This is a genomic window from Escherichia sp. KTE31 (assembly GCF_000407925.1).
Taxonomy (GTDB): Bacteria; Pseudomonadota; Gammaproteobacteria; order Enterobacterales; family Enterobacteriaceae; genus Escherichia; species Escherichia ruysiae.
On record NZ_KE136725.1, the window covers coordinates 328,304 to 348,786 of the forward strand.

At 50.9% G+C, this 20,483-nt stretch carries 21 protein-coding genes and 1 tRNA gene; 9 read left to right on the plus strand and 13 right to left on the minus strand.

Annotated elements, in window-relative coordinates:
* Position 1 precedes the first annotated feature (1 nt).
* Positions 2–77: transfer RNA gene (locus WES_RS06375), tRNA-Lys, on the plus strand.
* A gap of 102 nt (positions 78–179) precedes the next feature.
* Here WES_RS06375 and xapR read toward each other — a convergent pair.
* Genes xapR through xapA form a run of 4 tightly spaced genes read right to left on the minus strand, consistent with a single transcriptional unit; the run spans position 180 to position 3,465 of the window.
* Positions 180–1,064, minus strand: a complete 885-nt coding sequence (gene xapR / locus WES_RS06370; protein ID WP_000439927.1) for a DNA-binding transcriptional regulator XapR — start codon at positions 1,062–1,064, stop codon at positions 180–182.
* A 40-nt stretch (positions 1,065–1,104) separates the two neighbouring features.
* Entirely contained in the window at positions 1,105–1,263 is a 159-nt protein-coding gene (locus tag WES_RS0121635) for a DUF1427 family protein (RefSeq protein ID WP_000651752.1), read from the minus strand.
* 52 nt (positions 1,264–1,315) lie between these two features.
* Positions 1,316–2,572 (minus strand): xanthosine/proton symporter XapB, encoded by a 1,257-nt coding sequence (gene xapB / locus WES_RS06365; RefSeq protein WP_016158731.1) that lies wholly within the window; start codon positions 2,570–2,572, stop codon positions 1,316–1,318.
* Positions 2,573–2,631: 59 nt separating this feature from the next.
* Positions 2,632–3,465 (minus strand): xanthosine phosphorylase, encoded by an 834-nt coding sequence (gene xapA, locus WES_RS06360; RefSeq protein ID WP_000075899.1) that lies wholly within the window; start codon positions 3,463–3,465, stop codon positions 2,632–2,634.
* Between the two features lie 248 nt (positions 3,466–3,713).
* Between xapA and WES_RS06355 the strand changes: the two genes are divergently transcribed.
* A complete protein-coding gene (locus tag WES_RS06355) occupies positions 3,714–4,472 on the plus strand; it encodes a nucleoside-specific channel-forming Tsx family protein (RefSeq protein ID WP_016158732.1) in 759 nt (252 codons plus the stop codon).
* 283 nt (positions 4,473–4,755) lie between these two features.
* Positions 4,756–5,754, plus strand: a complete 999-nt coding sequence (locus WES_RS06350; protein ID WP_016158733.1) for a bile acid:sodium symporter family protein — start codon at positions 4,756–4,758, stop codon at positions 5,752–5,754.
* On the opposite strand, the gene WES_RS06345 is transcribed toward WES_RS06350, so the two are convergent.
* From WES_RS06345 to zipA, 3 genes are all read right to left on the minus strand, one after another.
* Complete coding sequence (locus WES_RS06345) at positions 5,751–5,969, minus strand: DUF3820 family protein (RefSeq protein WP_016158734.1); 219 nt, start codon at positions 5,967–5,969, stop codon at positions 5,751–5,753. The two genes, WES_RS06350 and WES_RS06345, sit on opposite strands and share 4 nt — an antisense overlap.
* A 1-nt stretch (position 5,970) precedes the next feature.
* Positions 5,971–7,986 carry an NAD-dependent DNA ligase LigA gene (gene ligA, locus WES_RS06340; protein WP_016158735.1) on the minus strand — a complete coding sequence of 672 codons (2,016 nt, stop codon included), beginning with the start codon at positions 7,984–7,986 and terminating at the stop codon, positions 5,971–5,973.
* Positions 7,987–8,056: 70 nt separating this feature from the next.
* On the minus strand, positions 8,057–9,049 hold the full coding sequence (gene zipA / locus WES_RS06335; RefSeq protein ID WP_016158736.1) for a cell division protein ZipA: 993 nt from the start codon (positions 9,047–9,049) through the stop codon (positions 8,057–8,059).
* Positions 9,050–9,278: 229 nt separating this feature from the next.
* On the opposite strand from zipA, the gene cysZ reads away from it, so the two are divergent.
* The 5 genes from cysZ (at position 9,279) to crr (ending at position 14,158) form a co-directional block, all read left to right on the plus strand.
* On the plus strand, positions 9,279–10,040 hold the full coding sequence (gene cysZ, locus WES_RS06330; protein ID WP_000255355.1) for a sulfate transporter CysZ: 762 nt from the start codon (positions 9,279–9,281) through the stop codon (positions 10,038–10,040).
* A gap of 183 nt (positions 10,041–10,223) precedes the next feature.
* Complete coding sequence (gene cysK, locus WES_RS06325; RefSeq protein ID WP_000034402.1) at positions 10,224–11,195, plus strand: cysteine synthase A; 972 nt, start codon at positions 10,224–10,226, stop codon at positions 11,193–11,195.
* 383 nt (positions 11,196–11,578) lie between these two features.
* Positions 11,579–11,836: a phosphocarrier protein Hpr gene (ptsH, locus tag WES_RS06320; RefSeq protein ID WP_000487600.1), complete on the plus strand. Its 258-nt coding sequence runs from the start codon at positions 11,579–11,581 to the stop codon at positions 11,834–11,836.
* A gap of 44 nt (positions 11,837–11,880) precedes the next feature.
* Complete coding sequence (gene ptsI, locus WES_RS06315; RefSeq protein ID WP_000623129.1) at positions 11,881–13,608, plus strand: phosphoenolpyruvate-protein phosphotransferase PtsI; 1,728 nt, start codon at positions 11,881–11,883, stop codon at positions 13,606–13,608.
* A gap of 40 nt (positions 13,609–13,648) precedes the next feature.
* Positions 13,649–14,158: a PTS glucose transporter subunit IIA gene (gene crr / locus WES_RS06310; protein ID WP_000522247.1), complete on the plus strand. Its 510-nt coding sequence runs from the start codon at positions 13,649–13,651 to the stop codon at positions 14,156–14,158.
* Positions 14,159–14,200: 42 nt separating this feature from the next.
* Here crr and pdxK read toward each other — a convergent pair whose 3' ends face one another.
* Positions 14,201–15,052, minus strand: coding sequence for a pyridoxine/pyridoxal/pyridoxamine kinase (gene pdxK, locus WES_RS06305; protein WP_016158737.1), 852 nt, complete (start codon positions 15,050–15,052; stop codon positions 14,201–14,203).
* A 104-nt stretch (positions 15,053–15,156) separates the two neighbouring features.
* Between pdxK and WES_RS06300 the strand changes: the two genes are divergently transcribed.
* Positions 15,157–15,525, plus strand: a complete 369-nt coding sequence (locus WES_RS06300) for a YfeK family protein (protein WP_000719936.1) — start codon at positions 15,157–15,159, stop codon at positions 15,523–15,525.
* Between the two features lie 2 nt (positions 15,526–15,527).
* On the opposite strand, the gene cysM is transcribed toward WES_RS06300, so the two are convergent.
* From cysM to cysP, 5 genes are all read right to left on the minus strand, one after another.
* On the minus strand, positions 15,528–16,439 hold the full coding sequence (gene cysM, locus WES_RS06295) for a cysteine synthase B (RefSeq protein ID WP_001297645.1): 912 nt from the start codon (positions 16,437–16,439) through the stop codon (positions 15,528–15,530).
* Between the two features lie 133 nt (positions 16,440–16,572).
* On the minus strand, positions 16,573–17,670 hold the full coding sequence (gene cysA / locus WES_RS06290) for a sulfate/thiosulfate ABC transporter ATP-binding protein CysA (RefSeq protein WP_000021086.1): 1,098 nt from the start codon (positions 17,668–17,670) through the stop codon (positions 16,573–16,575).
* Positions 17,660–18,535: a sulfate/thiosulfate ABC transporter permease CysW gene (cysW, locus tag WES_RS06285; protein ID WP_016158740.1), complete on the minus strand. Its 876-nt coding sequence runs from the start codon at positions 18,533–18,535 to the stop codon at positions 17,660–17,662. The genes cysA and cysW overlap by 11 nt, the downstream gene beginning before the upstream one ends.
* On the minus strand, positions 18,535–19,368 hold the full coding sequence (gene cysT / locus WES_RS06280) for a sulfate/thiosulfate ABC transporter permease CysT (protein WP_000458422.1): 834 nt from the start codon (positions 19,366–19,368) through the stop codon (positions 18,535–18,537). The genes cysW and cysT overlap by 1 nt, the downstream gene beginning before the upstream one ends.
* Complete coding sequence (gene cysP, locus WES_RS06275; protein WP_016158741.1) at positions 19,368–20,384, minus strand: thiosulfate/sulfate ABC transporter substrate-binding protein CysP; 1,017 nt, start codon at positions 20,382–20,384, stop codon at positions 19,368–19,370. The genes cysT and cysP overlap by 1 nt, the downstream gene beginning before the upstream one ends.
* Between the last annotated feature and the right edge of the window lie 99 nt (positions 20,385–20,483).

Consider the following 20,483-nt stretch of genomic DNA (forward strand, 5'->3'; position numbering starts at 1 on the left):
CGGGTCGTTAGCTCAGTTGGTAGAGCAGTTGACTTTTAATCAATTGGTCGCAGGTTCGAATCCTGCACGACCCACCAATGTAAAAAAGCGCCCTAAAGGCGCTTTTTTGCTATCTGCGATTTGCGAAATTGCCTGATGCGCTTCGCTTATCAGACCTACGATTTCCGGCAACTCCTCGCCTACTGTGTCAATGCTGCCAACAGCTTAACCATCGCGGGTGTCACCTGCTGCGTTTCATAAACAATATACAAATCTGCCGGGATGCGCTCTTTGAGCGGACGGAAAATGACACCTGGCCAGTTCATCTGTGCGTAGCTGTCTGCTATCAAGGTGATACCAATACCCATACTGATCATGGCCAGCACCGTTTGCGGTTCATTAACTTCGCGAATAACAACCGGTGAAAACCCCGCCTGCTGACAAACACGCTGCAAAAAATCCCAGTCTGTGTACACGGGCGGCATTGTGACAAAATACTCGTCACGTAGTGCTTCCAGCGGAACGGCGGAATATGATGAGAGGTGATGCTCTTCAGGCATCGCTACCAGAAACGCCGATTCATGCAAGCGTAAGCTGGTAAAATCTTCCGGTGGTTCTGTCGCCATTCGCCAGATCCCGGCATCGAGTTCGCGACGCTCCAACAGCGCCATTTGCATCGCAGGCATCTTTTCGCGAAACAGTACTTCAACGTTGGGGTTTTCCCTAAGAAATCGCCGCATAACCGGTCGCATCCGTCCCCACATTGCCGTTCCGACCACACCGAGTTCAATCCGCCCTGCTTCTCCCCGCCCTATTTGTTCAATCCGAGCCAACACCTGATTTGCATTCATCAGCAATCGGCGCGATTCTTCCATCAAAATTTTGCCCGCGTGTGTCAGGACGACGCTGCGCGAGTGACGAATAAAAAGCTGTGTGCCAAGTTGATTTTCCAGCTCTTTAATATGAATACTGAGCGGAGGCTGAGACATATTTAAACGCGCCGCTGCGCGGCCAAAATGTAACTCTTCCGCTACAGCAAGAAAATAACGGAGCAACTTAAGGTCTGTTCTGTAAATGCGTTCCATAATTAAGTGCTCCGTTTAATAAATATATCTTGTTAAATTATCACGGCATAAAGTATTTCACCACCAGATAACCTACATACATAAACACAATAGATAATATACCCGGCAATACATTTGGCACAGGAATAGGTAATCGCACGATTGTAAATAAAGCACCAATGCCAAAACCGACACCAGAAGAAAATAAAATATCTTTCACTAATTAACCTTTATCATAAAAGCAGCCCCGAAAAACAGAGCTGCAAATCCTTTTAATGTGTCACTGTTCGATGTGTTATCTTTTCAGGGTCATGGTTATATTTAAACCCAAAGAAAAATATCACTGCGAGGAAAAGAGAATATCCTGCAAACATCAGCCAGATAGTTTGCCAGTCTTTTACGCCATCTACCGAGAAGTAATCTACTGCCATACCGCTCAGAATCGAGCCGACCCACGCACCGACACCATTTACCATGGTCATAAAGAGCCCCTGTGCGCTGGCACAAATGCTGGAATCAACTTCCTGTTCGACAAAGACCGAACCGGAAATATTGAAGAAATCAAACGCGCAGCCGTAAACAATCATCGACAGCAGCAGCAAAATAAACCCGGTTGGTGACGGATCGCCATAAGCGAAGAAGCCAAAGCGTAGCGTCCAGGCCACCATACTCATAAGCATGACCGTTTTGATACCGAAACGCTTTAAAAAGAACGGAATCGTCAGAATAAAACCGACTTCAGCCATCTGTGAAACTGACAGTAAAATGGACGGATACTTCACCACGAAGCTATCAGCAAACTCCGGGTTACGAGCAAAATCATGCAGGAACGGGTTGCCAAAAACGTTGGTAATTTGCAGTACCGCGCCCAGCATCATGGCGAAGAGGAAAAAGATGGCCATGCGTGGATTTTTGAACAGGACGAAGGCATCCAGACCGAGCTTACTGGCAAGCGAAGTAGCCACTTTTTTCTGCGCAACAGGAATCTTAGGCAAAGTCAGCGCATAAGCCGACAGCAGCAGAGACGCCCCGGAAGCGATATACAGTTGCAGACTGCTCAATTCCAGATGCAGTAAGCTTACCGCCCACATCGCGATGATGAACCCCACCGTACCAAAAACGCGAATAGGCGGGAAAGCCGTCACCGGGTCAAGCCCCGCCTGGGCGAGGCAGGAATAAGAGACGCTGTTCGATAATGCGATAGTCGGCATAAATGCCATCGCATTGACTAACATCACCCAAAACATCGTATCCGGATCACTCACCGACGCCGCATAAAAAAGCACACCAGCACACACCAAGTGGCACAGCATATATGCACGTTCCGCACGCAGCCATTTATCCGCGATAATCCCCATAATGCCAGGCATAATTATCGCAGCAATCCCTTTGGAGCTGTAGACCATACCGACGTTAGCGCCGGTAAAATGAAGGGTATTAATCATGTAAGAACCGAGGGTAACCAGCCAGCTCCCCCAGATAAAATATTGCAAAAAGGACATTACCTTTAAGCGTAAAGCGATGCTCATAATCGTTTCCTTATCGCATCATGTGGCCTCACCCGTGAGGCCGTTTATTGTTGTTTTACTTAGGCAATATTGCGCAGAAAGCCGCAAATAAGGTTGATAAAGTTCTGCTTAGAGAGCTCCGCAGCTGCCAGCGTTTGGGTATGCGAAAGCTTTACGTCACTCAGACCTTCCGCCATATTGGTAATCGCAGAAACGGCCACTACCTTCAGGTCACAATGGCGTGCTGAAATAACTTCAGGCACAACGGACATTCCAACGACATCCCCGCCAATAATTTGCATCATGCGAATTTCAGCCGCCGTTTCGAAATTCGGTCCCGGATACGAAACAAACACACCTTCCGTCAGGGGGAATCCCTCTTCTTTCGCCACTTTTTGCAACAGAGCCCGGTAATCCGCATCATAGGCATTTGCCAGCGAGAAGAAGCGTTCTCCAAAACGTTCATCGTTAAGACCCACCATCGGTGTACCCGGCATGGTGTTGATGTGGTCTTTCAGCGCAACCAGACTGCCCGCCCCCACCTCCGGACGCAGTGATCCCGCCGCATTGGTGCAGAACAGCAGTTCACAACCCAGCAATTTGAAAGTACGAATCGCATCGGTCATGATGGTCATTCCACGACCTTCATAGAAATGTCCCCGACCTTTCATACATGCCACCGGAACGCCCTGGAGATGCCCCAACACCAGCTCGCCTGCATGTCCATGCACCGTACTCACCGGGAAGCCCGGCAGCTTTTCATAGGAAATGGCGACAGCGTTCTCAATCTGATCGGCCAGCGCGCCCAGCCCGGAACCTAAAATAAAAACCACTCGTGGTGTGAAATCTGGTTTATAAGCCCGGATAATATCGACGCAATACAGCGGGTTATGAGAAAAATTTGCCTGAGACATATATATCCTTTTTCTGTGGGGTTGAATCTAACGCCTTTTTATAGCGAGGTTGTCCCGGCTCTTACCAATACACTTTTTTCACGCATTCAATAGTGATTCGATATCGATGGATTTATATCTTTTCACTATTAATTCTCAGCAAAAACTGTATTGGTGATACTCACTCCCTTGCATTAACAATATGCCGTTTTTAAGCAACCATTTTATTAAGCAATCTACTAATAACGATCGGCATAGGGATTTATGCTATGAAAAAACATCTTCTGACTCTTTCCTCTTTATTAGCCATACCTGTTATATCTCATGCAGAATTTAAAAGTGGATTTGCAGATATCGGCGTGCATTACCTGGACTGGACCAGCAGAACCACTGAGAAATCGTCGACCAAATCACACAAAGATGATTTTGGTTATCTTGAACTGGAAGGCGGCGCTAACTTTAGTTGGGGAGAAATGTACGGGTTCTTCGACTGGGAAAACTTTTATAACGACCGCCACAATAAACCAGGTAGCGAGCAGCGTTATACCTTTAAAAATACCAACCGCATTTACCTGGGCGATACCGGATTTAATCTCTACCTACACGCGTATGGCACCTACGGTTCGGCAAATCGGGTGAATTTCCACGATGATATGTTCCTGTACGGTATCGGCTACAACTTTACTGGCAAGGGGTGGTGGTTCAAACCGTTCTTCGCTAAACGCTATACGGATCAAACCTATTACACTGGCGATAACGGTTACGTGGCAGGTTGGGTTGTGGGTTACAGCTTTATGCTGGGCAGAGAGAAATTCACCCTCACCAACTGGAACGAGTACGAGTTTGATCGTGATGCCACCTACGCAGCAGGTAATGGCGGTAAAGAAGGGCTGAACGGTGCGGTCGCCCTCTGGTGGAACGCTACCGCGAAACTCACCGCAGGCATTCAGTATCGCTACGCGGACGACAAGCTGGGAGAAGCCTGGTATCAGGACGCCATCATTTACTCGGTCAAATTTAACTTCTGAACCATTTCTGCCGGGATTCCCGGCAGAAATACATAACACGATATATGATACAACGAATCCCCTTCTCGCCCTGCCATCACTATTCTCCTTGTTCTTGCTCCACGTCCTCTAATGCTTCAGCAGTTGTTGAAAGTGACCGGTTCTTCCTGCGCTACTGTGACGAAAACATTTAATTGTTTTAATGAGTCATTCATCTATTTTCTTCATGAATGAATGCAATAAATCAATTTTATTTCTCAAACTGAAAGAAGCACAATAGCACCATCGATCATCTGGAGTCTTTATGAAACTTTTTCGTATCCTCGATCCTTTCACCTTAACCCTGGTCACGGTGGTGTTACTGGCTTCTTTCTTTCCGGCCAGAGGCGGTTTTGTCCCCTTCTTTGAAAATCTGACCACGGCAGCCATTGCCCTGTTGTTCTTTATGCACGGCGCGAAGTTGTCGCGAGAGGCTATTATTGCAGGCGGTAGTCACTGGCGACTGCATTTGTGGGTGATGTGCAGTACCTTCGCGCTGTTTCCGGTTCTGGGCGTGTTGTTTGCCTGGTGGAAACCAGTAAACGTCGATCCCATGCTCTATTCCGGCTTTCTCTATCTTTGCATTCTCCCTGCCACCGTGCAGTCTGCAATCGCTTTTACTTCGATGGCGGGCGGTAACGTCGCGGCGGCCGTTTGTTCTGCATCAGCATCCAGCCTGCTGGGTATTTTCCTTTCGCCATTGCTGGTTGGTCTGGTGATGAATGTTCACGGTGCAGAGGGCAGCCTTGAGCAGGTCGGTAAGATTATGCTGCAATTGTTACTGCCTTTTGTGTTGGGGCATCTTTCTCGCCCGTGGATTGGCAACTGGGTGGCACGCAATAAAAAGTGGATTGCGAAAACTGACCAGACCTCCATTCTGTTGGTGGTCTATACGGCGTTCAGCGAAGCCGTCGTTAACGGCATCTGGCACAAAGTCGGCTGGGGATCGTTGCTGTTTATCGTGGTGGTCAGCTGCGTGCTGTTGGCTATCGTGATTGTGATTAACGTCTTTATGGCACGCCGACTAGGTTTCAATAAAGCGGATGAGATAACGATTGTCTTCTGTGGTTCGAAAAAGAGCCTGGCGAATGGTATTCCGATGGCGAACATTCTGTTCCCAACGTCAGTTATCGGTATGATGGTGCTACCACTGATGATTTTCCATCAGATCCAGCTGATGGTTTGCGCGGTGCTGGCGCGTCGTTATAAGCGCCAGACCGAGCAACTACAGGCGCAGCAGGAAAGCCACGCTGGGAAGATTTAAAGCGGACGTTTCAGGGGCTGAACCAGTTGCGTCAGCCCCTCGGTTTTAATCAGCAGCGTGATTTGCATTAGCTCACTGAGTTTTCCCGCCGGGAACTCATCCTTGCGGGCAAACCACAAAAGATACTCTTCCGGCAGGTCGATTAAGCGACGCCCTTTATACTTGCCAAACGGCATTATCGTATTGGCTATTTCAATCAGCTGCTCTTTTTCCATCTCAGTTACCCAGCAAACGTAGCATTTCAGCTTCGTCGATCACTTCAATGCCCAATTCCTGCGCTTTCGCCAGTTTAGAACCTGCGGCTTCTCCGGCGATCACCAGATCGGTTTTCTTCGACACGCTGCCCGCAACTTTCGCGCCCAGTTCGACCAGGCGAGCTTTAGCGTCATCACGCGACATCTGACTTAAGCTACCGGTGAGCACCACGGTTTTACCGGCAAACGGACTGTCGATCTCTTCAGCGTTGATGACGACCGGCGCAGGCCAGCGAACGCCTTCCGCTAACAGCTCGCTGATGACATTGCGGTTGCTTTCTTCGGCAAAGAAGTTATGAACATGGGATGCAACGACAATTCCGACATCGGGAACTTTTTGCAGCTCTTCAATCGAGGCTGCTTCCAGTGCTTCCAGCGTGCCGAAATATGCCGCCAGACCTGCTGCGGTGGCCTCGCCGACTTCACGGATGCCAAGCGCATAAAGGAAGCGAGCAAAGGTGGTTTCTTTCGCTTTTTCCAGCGCGTTAACCACGTTTTGCGCTGATTTCGGCCCCATTCTCTCCAGTCCGGTCAGTTTGCCTGCGGTGAGTTTGAACAGGTCAGCAGATGTGTGGACGTACTCTTTTTCGACAAGCTGGTCGATGATTTTGTCACCCATACCGTCAACGTCCATCGCGTGGCGGGAAACAAAGTGTTTCAGCGACTCTTTACGCTGAGCGCCGCAAATCAGGCCACCAGTACAGCGGGCGACTGCTTCTCCTTCCACACGTTCAACATCAGAACCACATACCGGACAATGCGTCGGAAATACAACCTCACGGGTATCTTCCGGGCGTTCAGAAAGCACTACGTTAACCACCTGCGGGATCACATCGCCAGCGCGGCGGATCACCACCTTATCGCCAATACGTAAACCAAGACGTTCGATTTCATCGGCATTGTGTAAGGTAGCATTGCTCACCAGCACGCCTGCAACATGTACAGGTTCCAGACGCGCAACGGGCGTAATAGCGCCAGTACGTCCAACCTGAAACTCAACGTCGCGCACGAAAGTCATCTGTTCCTGTGCCGGGAATTTAAACGCCACTGCCCAGCGCGGGGCACGTGAAACAAAGCCAAGTTGTTCCTGCTGCGCCAGTGAGTTGACTTTAATCACCACGCCGTCGATATCAAAGCCCAGCGTCGGGCGGTCTTCTTCAACTTTGTGATAAAACGCCAGCACCTCTTCTGCCGATTCACATAACGTGACACGATCGCTGACCGGTAATCCCCACTTTTTAAATTGCATTAAACGGCCAAGATGGGTGTCAGGCAGCTCGCCACCTTCCAGTACACCAACGCCGTAGCAGAAGAAAGTGAGCGGTCGCTTCGCCGTGATACGTGGATCAAGCTGACGCAGCGAACCTGCCGCCGCATTACGTGGGTTAGCAAATACTTTCCCGCCCGTGCGTCGCGCCTCTTCGTTGATCTTTTCGAATCCCGCTTGCGGCAGGAATACTTCACCACGTACTTCCAGGCGCGCCGGGATATTCTCACCATGCAATTTCAACGGAATAGCGCGGATAGTACGGACGTTAGACGTAATGTCTTCTCCGGTGGTGCCATCGCCACGGGTCGCCGCACTGACCAGAACGCCATTCTCATACAGAATGCTGACGGCAAGACCATCCAGCTTCAGCTCACAGCACCAGGTGACTTTTTCGTTACTTTTCAGACGATCCAGTACGCGTTTGTTGAAGGCGAGAAAACTCTCTTCATCAAAAACGTTGTCCAACGACAGCATCGGAACTTCATGACGAATCTGGCTGAAGGCTGCCAGCGGTGCTGCGCCTACGCGCTGGGTTGGTGAATCCGGGGTAATGAGTTCCGGATGTTTTGCTTCCAGCTCGCGCAGCTCACGCATCAGCCTGTCGTATTCAGCGTCGGGAATTTCCGGCGCATCCATCACATGATAAAGATATTCATGATGGCGAAGCGTCGTTCGCAGTTCTGTGAGTTGTCTTTCGATTGATTCCATATCGCACCATCAATGCTAAAAACCCCCGACAAGCGGGGGTTCGAAGAAGAGTTAATTTGCCTTAAGTGTATCAGGCGTTAGCGTCTTTCACTTCGCGGATGATGTCCTGATACTCGCGCAGTTTCTGCGGAGTCATCATACGGCGCTGATCGTCAAGAACCACGCCACCGACTTCATCAGCGATATGCTGCGCAGATTGCAACATCAGCTTGAAGTTTTGCAGTTCATCACCATAAGAAGGAACCTGCATAAAGATAGTGACGCCAGGAGTGGTGAAATCCTTCATTTCAGGATCGAATGTTCCCGGTTTCACCATATTCGCCAGGCTGAATAACGCAGGGCCACTGCCGTCAGGGCTAAGATGACGATGGTAAATATTCATATCGCCAAAGATGAAGCCCGCCTGCTGAATGCTGTTAAGAAGCAGTTCACCATTAAGCTCACTACCGTGATGCGCCGCAACGTTCATAATGATCACCGCTTCTTTGCGTTTCGGCTTATCCATGACAGGCGCCGGTTCATTTACAGGTTCAGGCTGCGGTGCCGCTACGGGTTCTGCAACCTGGAAAGCCTGCTGCGCTGGTTGGGGCGCTGGCTGCGTCGGTTGTGGAGCTGGCGGTACTTGCGAAACAACTGGCTGTTCAGGCTGCGGCTGGTAGGCCGGCTGCTGAACTGGCTGCGGTTGCTGAACCGGCTGCGCTGAATGCGGAGCATGTTGCGGCGCTACCTGCGCTTCAGGCGGCTGCTGAACCGGTTGACGCGGCTGCGCAGACGCATAAGGCGGTTGGTACTGGTGTTGCGGCGACGGACGAGCAGCCTCATGCTCCTGGGCGTTAGCCGGGGCATGATTTACGCGGTGAACACGAACCTCACCAACGCCCTCATCATCTTCGACATCCTCGTCATAAGAATCGTCGTCACGTTTTGACTTCATTCGTTTTAATGGCCGATCGCGGAACATAGAAGATCGTTCTTTACGGCTGGTCCAGAAACCATGTACCAGTAAAGCGATTATGGCGATCGCGCCAACAATGATTAATATCAGACGCAAATCCTGCATCATTATATTCTCTGTTGTTCTAACACCTTGCCACCACGGCAAACATTTACTCACTAAGAGTATTTGCCGATTACCTCGAGTGCAAGTGCACTCTTAACTTTCACAGCACAAAGATAGATGAAATCGTGCTTTTTGCTGTTTTTTCGAACATATCCTAACTGTCCATTGCGCAATTAGTCGGTAAAATACGCAGAATTTTCCTGGGATTGGTCAAAAGGAGCATCTCCTGATTATGGTTTCAACATACACATCTTCCCCACGCAGCGGTTTTTACTATTTTGCGCAAGGCTGGAAGCTCGTCTCGCAACCCGGGATTCGGCGTTTTGTCATTTTACCTCTGTTAGTCAATATTTTGTTGATGGGAAGTGCATTCTGGTGGCTCTTTACCCAACTGGATGTCTGGATCCCATCATTAATGAGCCACGTGCCTGACTGGCTGCAATGGTTAAGCTATTTGCTGTGGCCTGTCGCGGTTCTCTCCGTGCTACTGATTTTTGGCTATTTTTTCTCAACTATTGCGAACTGGATTGCCGCGCCATTTAACGGTTTATTGGCTGAACAGCTGGAAGCAAGGCTGACAGGCGCTACGCCGCCGGATACCGGAATTTTTGGCATCATGAAAGATGTGCCGCGAATTATGAAACGCGAATGGCAAAAATTTGCGTGGTATTTGCCACGCGCCATCGTATTGCTGATCCTCTACTTCATCCCGGGCATCGGGCAAACCGTCGCGCCAGTGTTGTGGTTCCTGTTCAGCGCCTGGATGTTAGCCATTCAGTACTGCGACTATCCGTTCGACAACCACAAAGTGCCGTTCAAAGAGATGCGCACTGCCCTGCGCACGCGCAAAATCACCAACATGCAGTTTGGCGCATTAACGAGTCTGTTCACGATGATCCCGGTGCTCAACCTGTTCATCATGCCAGTGGCCGTCTGTGGCGCGACAGCGATGTGGGTCGATTGCTATCGCGCTAAACATGCATTATGGCGGTAACAATTTTTAGGTTGTTTTGTAAACTTTTTGTATGAAACAGGGGTGGCTTATGCCACCCTTATTCCATCTTGCAAGCCATTATTTCCCTTCTGCATATAGATATGCTAAATCCTTACTTCCGCATATTCTCTGAGCGGGTATGCTACCTGTTGTATCCCAATTTCATACAGTTAAGGACAGGCCATGAGTAAGATTTTTGAAGATAACTCGCTGACTATCGGTCACACACCGCTGGTTCGCCTGAATCGCATCGGTAACGGACGTATTCTGGCGAAGGTGGAATCTCGTAACCCCAGCTTCAGCGTTAAGTGCCGTATCGGTGCCAATATGATTTGGGATGCCGAAAAACGCGGCGTGCTGAAACCCGGCGTTGAACTGGTTGAACCCACCAGCGGCAACACAGGTATTGCTCTGGCTTATGTGGCAGCCGCTCGCGGTTATAAACTCACTCTGACCATGCCAGAGACAATGAGTATTGAACGTCGCAAACTGCTGAAAGCCCTGGGCGCAAACCTGGTACTGACTGAAGGCGCGAAAGGCATGAAAGGCGCGATTCAAAAAGCAGAAGAAATTGTCGCCAGTAACCCAGAGAAATACCTGCTGCTGCAACAATTCAGCAACCCGGCGAATCCGGAAATTCATGAAAAAACCACCGGTCCGGAGATCTGGGAAGATACCGACGGTCAGGTTGATGTATTTATTGCGGGTGTCGGTACTGGCGGTACGCTGACCGGCGTTAGCCGCTACATTAAAGGCACCAAAGGCAAGACTGATCTCATCTCTGTCGCCGTTGAGCCAACCGATTCTCCCGTCATCGCCCAGGCGCTGGCAGGTGAAGAAATCAAACCCGGCCCGCATAAAATCCAGGGCATCGGCGCTGGCTTTATCCCGGCGAACCTTGATCTCAAACTGGTCGATAAAGTTATTGGCATCACCAATGAAGAAGCTATCTCTACTGCACGTCGTTTAATGGAAGAAGAAGGCATTCTTGCCGGAATCTCTTCCGGCGCGGCGGTTGCTGCGGCGTTGAAACTACAAGAAGATGAAAGCTTTACCAATAAGAATATTGTGGTTATTCTGCCATCATCGGGTGAGCGTTATTTAAGCACCGCATTATTTGCCGATCTCTTTACCGAAAAAGAATTGCAACAGTAATGCCAGGTTGTTAAAAATGCGTAAAAAAGCACCTTTTCAGGTGCTTTTTTGTGGCCTACTTCAAATTTTAGCCTCTCCTGGCATTGATTCAGCCTGTCGGAACTGGTATTTAACCTGACTAATTATTTTGATGCGCGAAATTAATCGTTACAGGAAAAGCCTTAGCTGAATCGATTTTATGATTTGGTTCAATTCTTCCTTTAGCGGCATAATGTTTAATGATGAACGAAACGTCAGCGGTCAATATCCGCCAGCAATGGACTGTACAGAACACTTCGTGCGTCGCGTCTGTTAAAAACTGGCGCTAACAATACAGGCTAAAGTCAAACCGCCAGGCTAGACTTTAGTTCCACAACACTAAACCTATAAGTTGGGGAAATACAATGTTCCAGCAAGAAGTTACCATTACCGCTCCGAACGGTCTGCACACCCGCCCTGCTGCCCAGTTTGTAAAAGAAGCTAAGGGCTTCACTTCTGAAATTACTGTGACTTCCAACGGCAAAAGCGCCAGCGCAAAAAGCCTGTTTAAACTGCAGACTCTGGGCCTGACTCAAGGGACCGTTGTGACTATCTCCGCTGAAGGCGAAGACGAGCAGAAAGCGGTTGAACATCTGGTTAAACTGATGGCGGAACTCGAGTAATTTTCCGGGTTCTTTTAAAAATCAGTCACAAGTAAGGTAGGGTTATGATTTCAGGCATTTTAGCATCCCCGGGTATCGCTTTCGGTAAAGCTCTGCTTCTGAAAGAAGACGAAATCGTCATTGACCGGAAAAAAATTTCTGCCGACCAGGTTGATCAGGAAGTTGAACGTTTTCTGAGCGGTCGTGCCAAGGCATCAGCCCAGCTGGAAACGATCAAAACGAAAGCTGGTGAAACGTTCGGTGAAGAAAAAGAAGCCATCTTTGAAGGGCATATTATGCTGCTCGAAGATGAGGAGCTGGAGCAGGAAATCATAGCCCTGATTAAAGATAAGCACATGACGGCTGACGCAGCTGCTCATGAAGTTATTGAAGGTCAGGCTTCTGCCCTGGAAGAACTGGATGATGAATACCTGAAAGAGCGTGCGGCTGACGTGCGTGATATCGGTAAGCGCCTGCTGCGCAATATCCTGGGTCTGAAGATTATCGATCTGAGCGCCATTCAGGATGAAGTCATTCTGGTTGCCGCTGACCTGACACCGTCCGAAACCGCACAGTTGAACCTGAAGAAGGTACTGGGTTTCATCACCGACGCAGGTGGCCGTACTTCCCACACTTCTATTATGGCGCGCTCTCTGGAGTTGCCGGCCATCGTGGGTACTGGTAGCGTCACTTCGCAGGTGAAAAATGACGACTATCTGATTCTGGATGCCGTAAATAATCAGGTTTACGTCAATCCAACCAACGAAGTTATCGATAAATTGCGCGCTGTTCAGGAGCAAGTTGCTTCTGAAAAAGCAGAGCTTGCTAAACTGAAAGATCTCCCGGCTATTACGCTGGACGGTCACCAGGTAGAAGTGTGCGCTAACATCGGTACTGTTCGTGATGTTGAAGGTGCAGAACGTAACGGCGCTGAAGGCGTTGGTCTGTATCGTACCGAATTCTTGTTCATGGACCGCGACGCGCTGCCAACAGAAGAAGAACAGTTTGCTGCCTATAAAGCAGTGGCTGAAGCGTGTGGTTCGCAGGCTGTTATCGTTCGTACCATGGACATTGGCGGCGACAAAGAGCTGCCGTACATGAACTTCCCGAAAGAAGAGAACCCGTTCCTCGGCTGGCGTGCTATCCGTATCGCGATGGATCGCAAAGAGATCCTGCGCGATCAGCTCCGCGCTATCCTGCGTGCCTCTGCTTTCGGTAAATTGCGCATCATGTTCCCAATGATCATCTCTGTCGAAGAAGTACGCGCTCTGCGCAAAGAGATCGAAATCTACAAACAGGAACTGCGCGACGAAGGTAAAGCGTTTGACGAATCAATTGAAATTGGCGTGATGGTGGAAACACCGGCTGCCGCAACAATTGCGCGTCATTTAGCCAAAGAAGTTGATTTCTTTAGTATCGGCACCAATGATTTAACGCAGTACACTCTGGCAGTTGACCGTGGTAATGATATGATTTCACACCTTTACCAGCCAATGTCACCGTCCGTGCTGAACTTGATCAAGCAAGTTATTGATGCTTCTCATGCTGAAGGCAAATGGACTGGCATGTGTGGTGAGCTTGCTGGCGATGAACGTGCTACACTTCTGTTGCTGGGGATGGGTCTGGACGAATTCTCTATGAGCGCCATTTCTATCCCGCGCATTAAGAAGATTATCCGTAACACGAACTTCGAAGATGCGAAGGTGTTAGCAGAGCAGGCTCTTGCTCAACCGACAACGGACGAGTTAATGACGCTGGTTAACAAGTTCATTGAAGAAAAAACAATCTGCTAATCCACGAGATGCGGCCCAATTTACTGCTTAGGAGAAGATCATGGGTTTGTTCGATAAACTGAAATCTCTGGTTTCCGATGACAAAAAGGATACCGGAACTATTGAGATCATTGCTCCGCTCTCTGGCGAGATCGTCAATATCGAAGACGTGCCGGATGTCGTTTTTGCGGAAAAAATCGTTGGTGATGGCATTGCTATCAAACCGACTGGTAACAAAATGGTCGCTCCGGTTGACGGCACCATTGGTAAAATCTTTGAAACCAACCACGCGTTCTCTATCGAATCCGATAGCGGCGTTGAGCTGTTCGTCCACTTCGGTATCGACACCGTTGAACTGAAAGGCGAAGGCTTCAAGCGTATTGCTGAAGAAGGTCAGCGCGTGAAAGTTGGCGATACGGTTATTGAATTCGATCTGCCGCTGCTGGAAGAGAAAGCCAAGTCTACCCTGACTCCGGTTGTTATCTCCAACATGGACGAAATCAAAGAACTGATCAAACTGTCCGGTAGCGTAACTGTGGGTGAAACCCCGGTTATCCGCATCAAGAAGTAATTCTTGCCGCAATGAAAAATGGCGCCCATCGGCGCCATTTTTTTATGCTTCTAACAGCAGCGGCAAAATCAATTCATCGCTCTCATGCTGCTGGGTATAACGCATTACCTCCAGCACACGTAAGCCCGCGCTATGTACTGCGTCGGTTAACGCCTTCCCTTTCAGTAATCCACTAATAAGCTGGGCGCAAAACAGATCGCCAGTACCTTTCAGGTCGGTTTTTACCCGTGAATGGGAAATGACATTCACGCTATCGGCACTGACCACCACCACCTGCATCTCCTGATGTTCTTCATTACCGGAGGCGCTGGTAACCACCACCCATTTTAATGTCTCTGAAAGCAGGGTTTTTGCAGCAGCAATGGCGCTGTCGAGGTCACGACAATTTTTACCGGTCAGGATTTCCAGCTCAAAGATATTTGGCGTAATCCCCTGCGCCAGCGGCAGTAAATATTGCCGATACGCATCGGGAAGATCAGCTTTGACGTAAATACCGCTATCAATATCGCCAATCACCGGATCAACCATAATCAGCAAGTCAGGATGCTCTTCGCGTAAGGCTGTCAGCCATTCAGCAAGGATTTTGATTTGCGATGCCGTCCCCATATAGCCCGTGGTAACAGCGCGAAGTTGGCGCAGCGCATCACGCTCCTGAAGCGCACGCAAATAGCCACTAAACCATTCGTCCGGAATCGCACCACCATAGAATGTGTCATAATGCGGCGTATTGCTCAGCAACACGGTCGGCACGGCAAAGACATTCAGGCCGTTCTGTTTAATCGCAGGCACGGCGATGCTGTTGCCTACGCTGCCGTACACTACCTGCGACTGCACGGCGACAATATCCGCCTGCAGCGCCCTGCTCTTATCGTTAAACAACAACAAACTACTCATTTAGTTTTTTCTCCTTGCCGATGATCCCCATCGTATTCCAACCGAAACTTTACCTGATTCTGGCAGTCAAATCGGCTAACACAAAACAAGGATAAGGTAATTCAATGAAGAAAATCATTTGTCTGGTCATTACGCTGTTAATGGCACTCCCCGCTTACGCGAAGTTAACAGCCCATGAAGAAGCCCGCATCAACGCCATGCTCGAGGGATTAGCACAGAAAAAGGATTTGATATTTGTACGCAACGGCGATGAACACACCTGCGATGAAGCGGTTTCCCATCTGCGTCTGAAGCTGGGCAATACCCGTAATCGCATTGATACTGCCGAGCAATTTATTGATAAGGTTGCCTCGTCATCATCGATTACCGGAAAGCCTTACATTGTGAAGATCCCTGGTAAGAGCGATGAAAACGCGCAACCTTTTTTACATACGTTAATTGCCCAGACGGATAAAACAGTGCCTGCGCAATAAACTCAAATCCCCGCCCCCTGGCTAAAGTGTTCTTCGCCAAATACGCCAGTGGAAAGGTAGCGATCGCCACGATCGCAGATGATCGCTACCACCACCGCACCAGGGTTGGCTTTTGCCACGCGTAGCGCGCCTGCAACGGCACCGCCGGAGCTAACACCGCAGAAAATACCTTCCCGCACCGCCAGTTCGCGCATGGTGTTTTCAGCATCGCGCTGATGAATATCCAGCACCTCATCCACCAGCGAGGCGTTGAAAATCCCCGGCAGATATTCCGCTGGCCAGCGGCGAATCCCCGGAATGCTGCTGCCCTCTTCTGGCTGCAGGCCAACAATGGTCACCGGTTTGGATTGTTCGCGCATAAAGCGTGACACACCGGTAATGGTGCCGGTTGTCCCCATGCTGGAGACAAAATGGGTAATGCGCCCACCGGTCTGCTGCCAGATTTCCGGCCCGGTGGTGGTGTAATGGGCGTAGGGGTTATCGGGGTTGTTGAACTGATCAAGCAACTTGCCTTCGCCCCGGTTCGCCATTTCCAGCGCCAGATCGCGCGCACCTTCCATGCCCTGTTCTTTGGTGACAAGAATCAGCTCCGCACCGTAGGCACGCATCGCCGCTCGGCGTTCCTGGCTCATATTGTCGGGCATCAGCAATTTCATGCGATAGCCTTTTAGCGCCGCAATCATTGCCAAAGCAATGCCGGTGTTACCGCTGGTGGCTTCAATCAACACATCGCCCGGTTTAATTTCTCCGCGTTTTTCCGCCTCGACAATCATCGATAGTGCCGCGCGATCTTTCACCGAACCTGCCGGATTATTACCTTCCAGCTTTAACCAGACTTCACTGCCGTTATCCGGCCCCATTCGCTGTAATTTCACCAGAGGCGTATTGCCAATTGTTTGTTCTAATGTACTCACGATCTCTGTCCATACGTGGTGTTGCCTGATGCGACGCTTGCGTGTCTTATCAGGCCTACAGGTTACAAACCTTGCCATTAAAAAGCCCGGATCGCGGGAAGCGCCTCCGGGCGTTTAACATTCACTCAACCTATCAGGCGCTTTGTGCGAGAGCAAGTTCCTCATCGCGGGTTTCAATACGCTCGTCGCCGTTATACAGCCGCGCATGTTGCAGCCCGACGAACAAACGATCGCCGCGCTGCGGAGCATCGTCACCACGCATAACCACAGTTAGCGGGTCGTCATACCATCCCAGCGGCTGCACCACTAATTGGGTGTAGTGGCCTTTCGGGCTGGCTTCCAGTACCTGTACCGGCAGTGGCGAATCGAGGCTGGTACGGCGGCTGATATCCACTTCCCACGGGCGCAGGAAGAGATCCACCGGCCCCTGATACGCAGGCGTATATCCCAGCGGCCAGCGATGTGCGCCAACGTGGAACTGCCCGCCGCGAATGGTTCCCTGCAGGCGGTTCACTTCGCCCATAAATTCGAGCACAAAACGGGTCGCAGGTTCGCGCCATACCTGATCCGGCTCATCGGCCTGTTCGATATTGCCCTGGCTCATCACCACCACGCGGTTGGCGACTTCCATCGCCTCTTCCTGGTCGTGGGTGACGAATACGCTGGTGAATTTCAATTCTTCATGCAGTTGACGCAGCCAGCGACGTAGCTCTTTACGCACCTGCGCATCCAGCGCGCCAAACGGTTCATCGAGCAGCAGAATTTGCGGTTCAACGGCAAGTGCGCGCGCCAGTGCCACACGCTGCTTCTGACCGCCGGAAAGCTGCGCCGGATAACGATCCGCCAGATGTGCAAGCTGAACCATCTCCAGCAACTGCGTGACTTTTGCTTTGATGGCTGCTGCATTCGGGCGCTCACGACGCGGCAGCACCGTCAGGCCGAAAGCGATGTTGTCGAACACGGTCATATGGCGGAACAGCGCGTAATGCTGGAACACAAAACCGACTTTACGATCGCGCGCGTGCAAGCGGCTGACGTCGGTGCCGTGGAAGCGGATATGCCCGCTGGTTTGATGTTCCAGCCCGGCAATAATACGCAGCAGCGTGGTTTTCCCGGAACCGGACGGCCCCAGCAGCGCGACCATCTGACCTGAAGGAATATCCAGTGAGATATCGTTCAGCACCTGGGTGCGACCAAAAGACTTCTTAATCCTGGCAATCTCAATGCTCATGGTGTTCCTCCTGTTGCGCGCGTTTTTCCTGATTCTCCAGGCGCCATTGCAACATACTCTTCAAAAACAGGGTGATAATCGCCATCAGCGTCAATAACGCCGCAGCGGTAAAGGAGCCGACTGCGTTATAGTCCTGCTCCAGCAATTCAATTTGTAACGGCAGCGACAGGGTTTCGCCGCGAATCGAGCCGGAAACCACCGATACCGCGCCAAACTCGCCAATTGCGCGGGCGTTGGTCAGCACCACGCCGTAAAGCAGCGCCCAGCGAATATTCGGCAGCGTGACGCGCCGGAACATCTGCCAGCCGGATGCACCAAGCAAAATCGCGGCTTCGTCTTCCTGGCTGCCCTGGCTTAACATCACCGGCACCAATTCGCGTACCACAAACGGGCAGGTGACGAAAATCGTCACCAGTACCATTCCCGGCCAAGAGAACATAATTTGCAGGTTATGCTCGTCGAGCCAACCGCCCAGCGGGCCGTTGGAACCGTAGAACAGCAGATAAACCAGACCCGCCACCACCGGCGACACCGCAAACGGGATGTCCAGCAGCGTCAGCAGCAGCTGACGTCCCGGAAAATCAAAACGCGTCACCAGCCAGGCCAGCAGAATGCCGAACACCAGGTTTACCGGCACGGCAATCAGCGCAATCATCACCGTCAGCCAGATGGCGTGCAGCATGTCCGGGTCGGCCAGATTCTGCAAAACCGGCATCAGCCCTTTGCTGAACGCCTGCACGAAGATGTAAATCATCGGCACCAGCAGGATGAACGCCGAAACCAGCATCCCGGTGCCAATCAGAAACCATTTGCCCCAGTTAATCGGGCGCGCGTCATAACGCTTCAACTGTGTCACTTCCGCCATTAATGACCTACCACACGCCGACCAAAGCGACTTTGCAGAGTGTTAATTGAGAACAGCAGCAGCAGGGATGCCGCGAGGATCACCGAGGCAATCGCGCTCGCCGCCGGGTAATCAAACTCCTGTAACCGCACAAAAATCATCAGCGACGTCACTTCCGTCTTCCAGGCGATATTCCCGGCGATAAAAATCACCGCGCCAAACTCACCAAGACTGCGGGTAAACGACAGCGCCACGCCCGCCACCAGCGCCGGAGAAAGTTCCGGCAGCACCACTTTGCAGAAACTCTGCCAGCGCGTTGCGCCGAGCGTTTCCGCCGCTTCTTCATATTCCGGGCCTAACTCTTCAAGCACTGGCTGCACCGTGCGCACCACAAACGGGATGCTGGTAAAGGCCATCGCCACCGCAATCCCAAGCCAGGTGTAGGTGACTTTGATATCAAATTTTGCCAGCCACTCGCCGTAAAAGCCGTTCACGGAAAAGAGCGAGGCCAGCGTTAAACCCGCGACCGCCGTCGGTAGCGCAAAGGGTAAATCCATCAGTGCATCAAGCAGAGTGCGCCCCGGAAAGCGGTAGCGGGTTAAGATCCACGCCATCAGCAGACCGAAAACACCGTTAAAAATCGACGCCACAAACGCCGACAGCAACGTTACTTTGTAGGCCGCGACCACCTGCGGGTTGGTGACCACCTCCCAGTACTGCGCCCAGCTCATCTCAGAAAGCTGCATCACCAGCGCGGAGAGCGGCAGCAGCAAAATCAGGCAGACAAACAGCAGACTGGTGCCGAGGCTTAAGGTAAAGCCCGGCAGCACGCGTCTGGAGGAGACGGCAAACATCAGTTACGCCCCGCCGCTAACAGCTTGTCTAACTCGCCGCCGCTGGTGAAGTGGGTTTTCATCACTTCCGGCCATGAGCCAAATTTATCTTCCACGCGGAACAGCTCGGTCTGCGGGAATTTATCTTTCAGTTTGTCCATGACTTCCGGGTTATTTACGCGATAGTAGTAGTCGGTGATGATGGTTTGCGCCTGCGGGCTGTAGAGCCAGTTCAGATAGGCCTTTGCTGCTTTTTCCGTGCCGTTGGCCTGCACGTTTTTATCCACCCACGCCACCGGGAATTCCGCCAGAATGTTGGTTTTCGGAATCACCACTTCAAAGCCCTGCGCTTCATACTGCTTACGGATGTTGTTCACTTCCGATTCGAAGCTGATCAGCACATCGCCCAGACCGCGCTCGGCAAAGGTGGTGGTCGCGCCACGACCTCCGGTATCGAACACTTCGACGTTCTTCAGGAACTGGGTCATAAACTGTTCGGTTTTGGCTTTATCGCCACCGTCGGCTTTATCCGCCGCGCCCCATGCTGCAAGGTAGGTGTAACGCGCGTTACCGGAGGTTTTCGGATTCGGGAAAATTAGCTTCACGTCGGAGCGAACCAAATCGTTCCAGTCGTGGATATTCTTCGGGTTGCCCTTACGCACCAGGAATCCCATCGTGGAGTAGAACGGCGAACTGTTATTCGGCAAACGCGACTGCCAGTCGGCCGGGATCAGCTTGCCTTTATCGTGCAGGATCTGCACGTCAGTCACCTGGTTATAAGTGACAACGTCTGCTTTCAAGCCCTGCAAAATTGCCAGCGCCTGTTTTGATGACCCGGCATGAGATTGTTTAATCGTCAGTTTGTCGCCAGCGTTATCTTTTGCCCACTGCTGTTCAAACGGGGTATTCAGGGCGGCAAACAGCTCGCGGGAGACGTCATAAGAACTGTTCAGCAGTTCCGTTGCCTGCACGTGACCAGCCAGCAGCAGAGAAGCGACCAGCGCGAGAGATTTCTTTTTCAGTAAGTTAACGGCCATTGCGCACCCTTATATATTTAATGACTTTCTAATAGCCATCATATTTATAACGGGCATGAAAGGAGTAACGGTTTTATATACCGTTTGGTGATTTGGAAG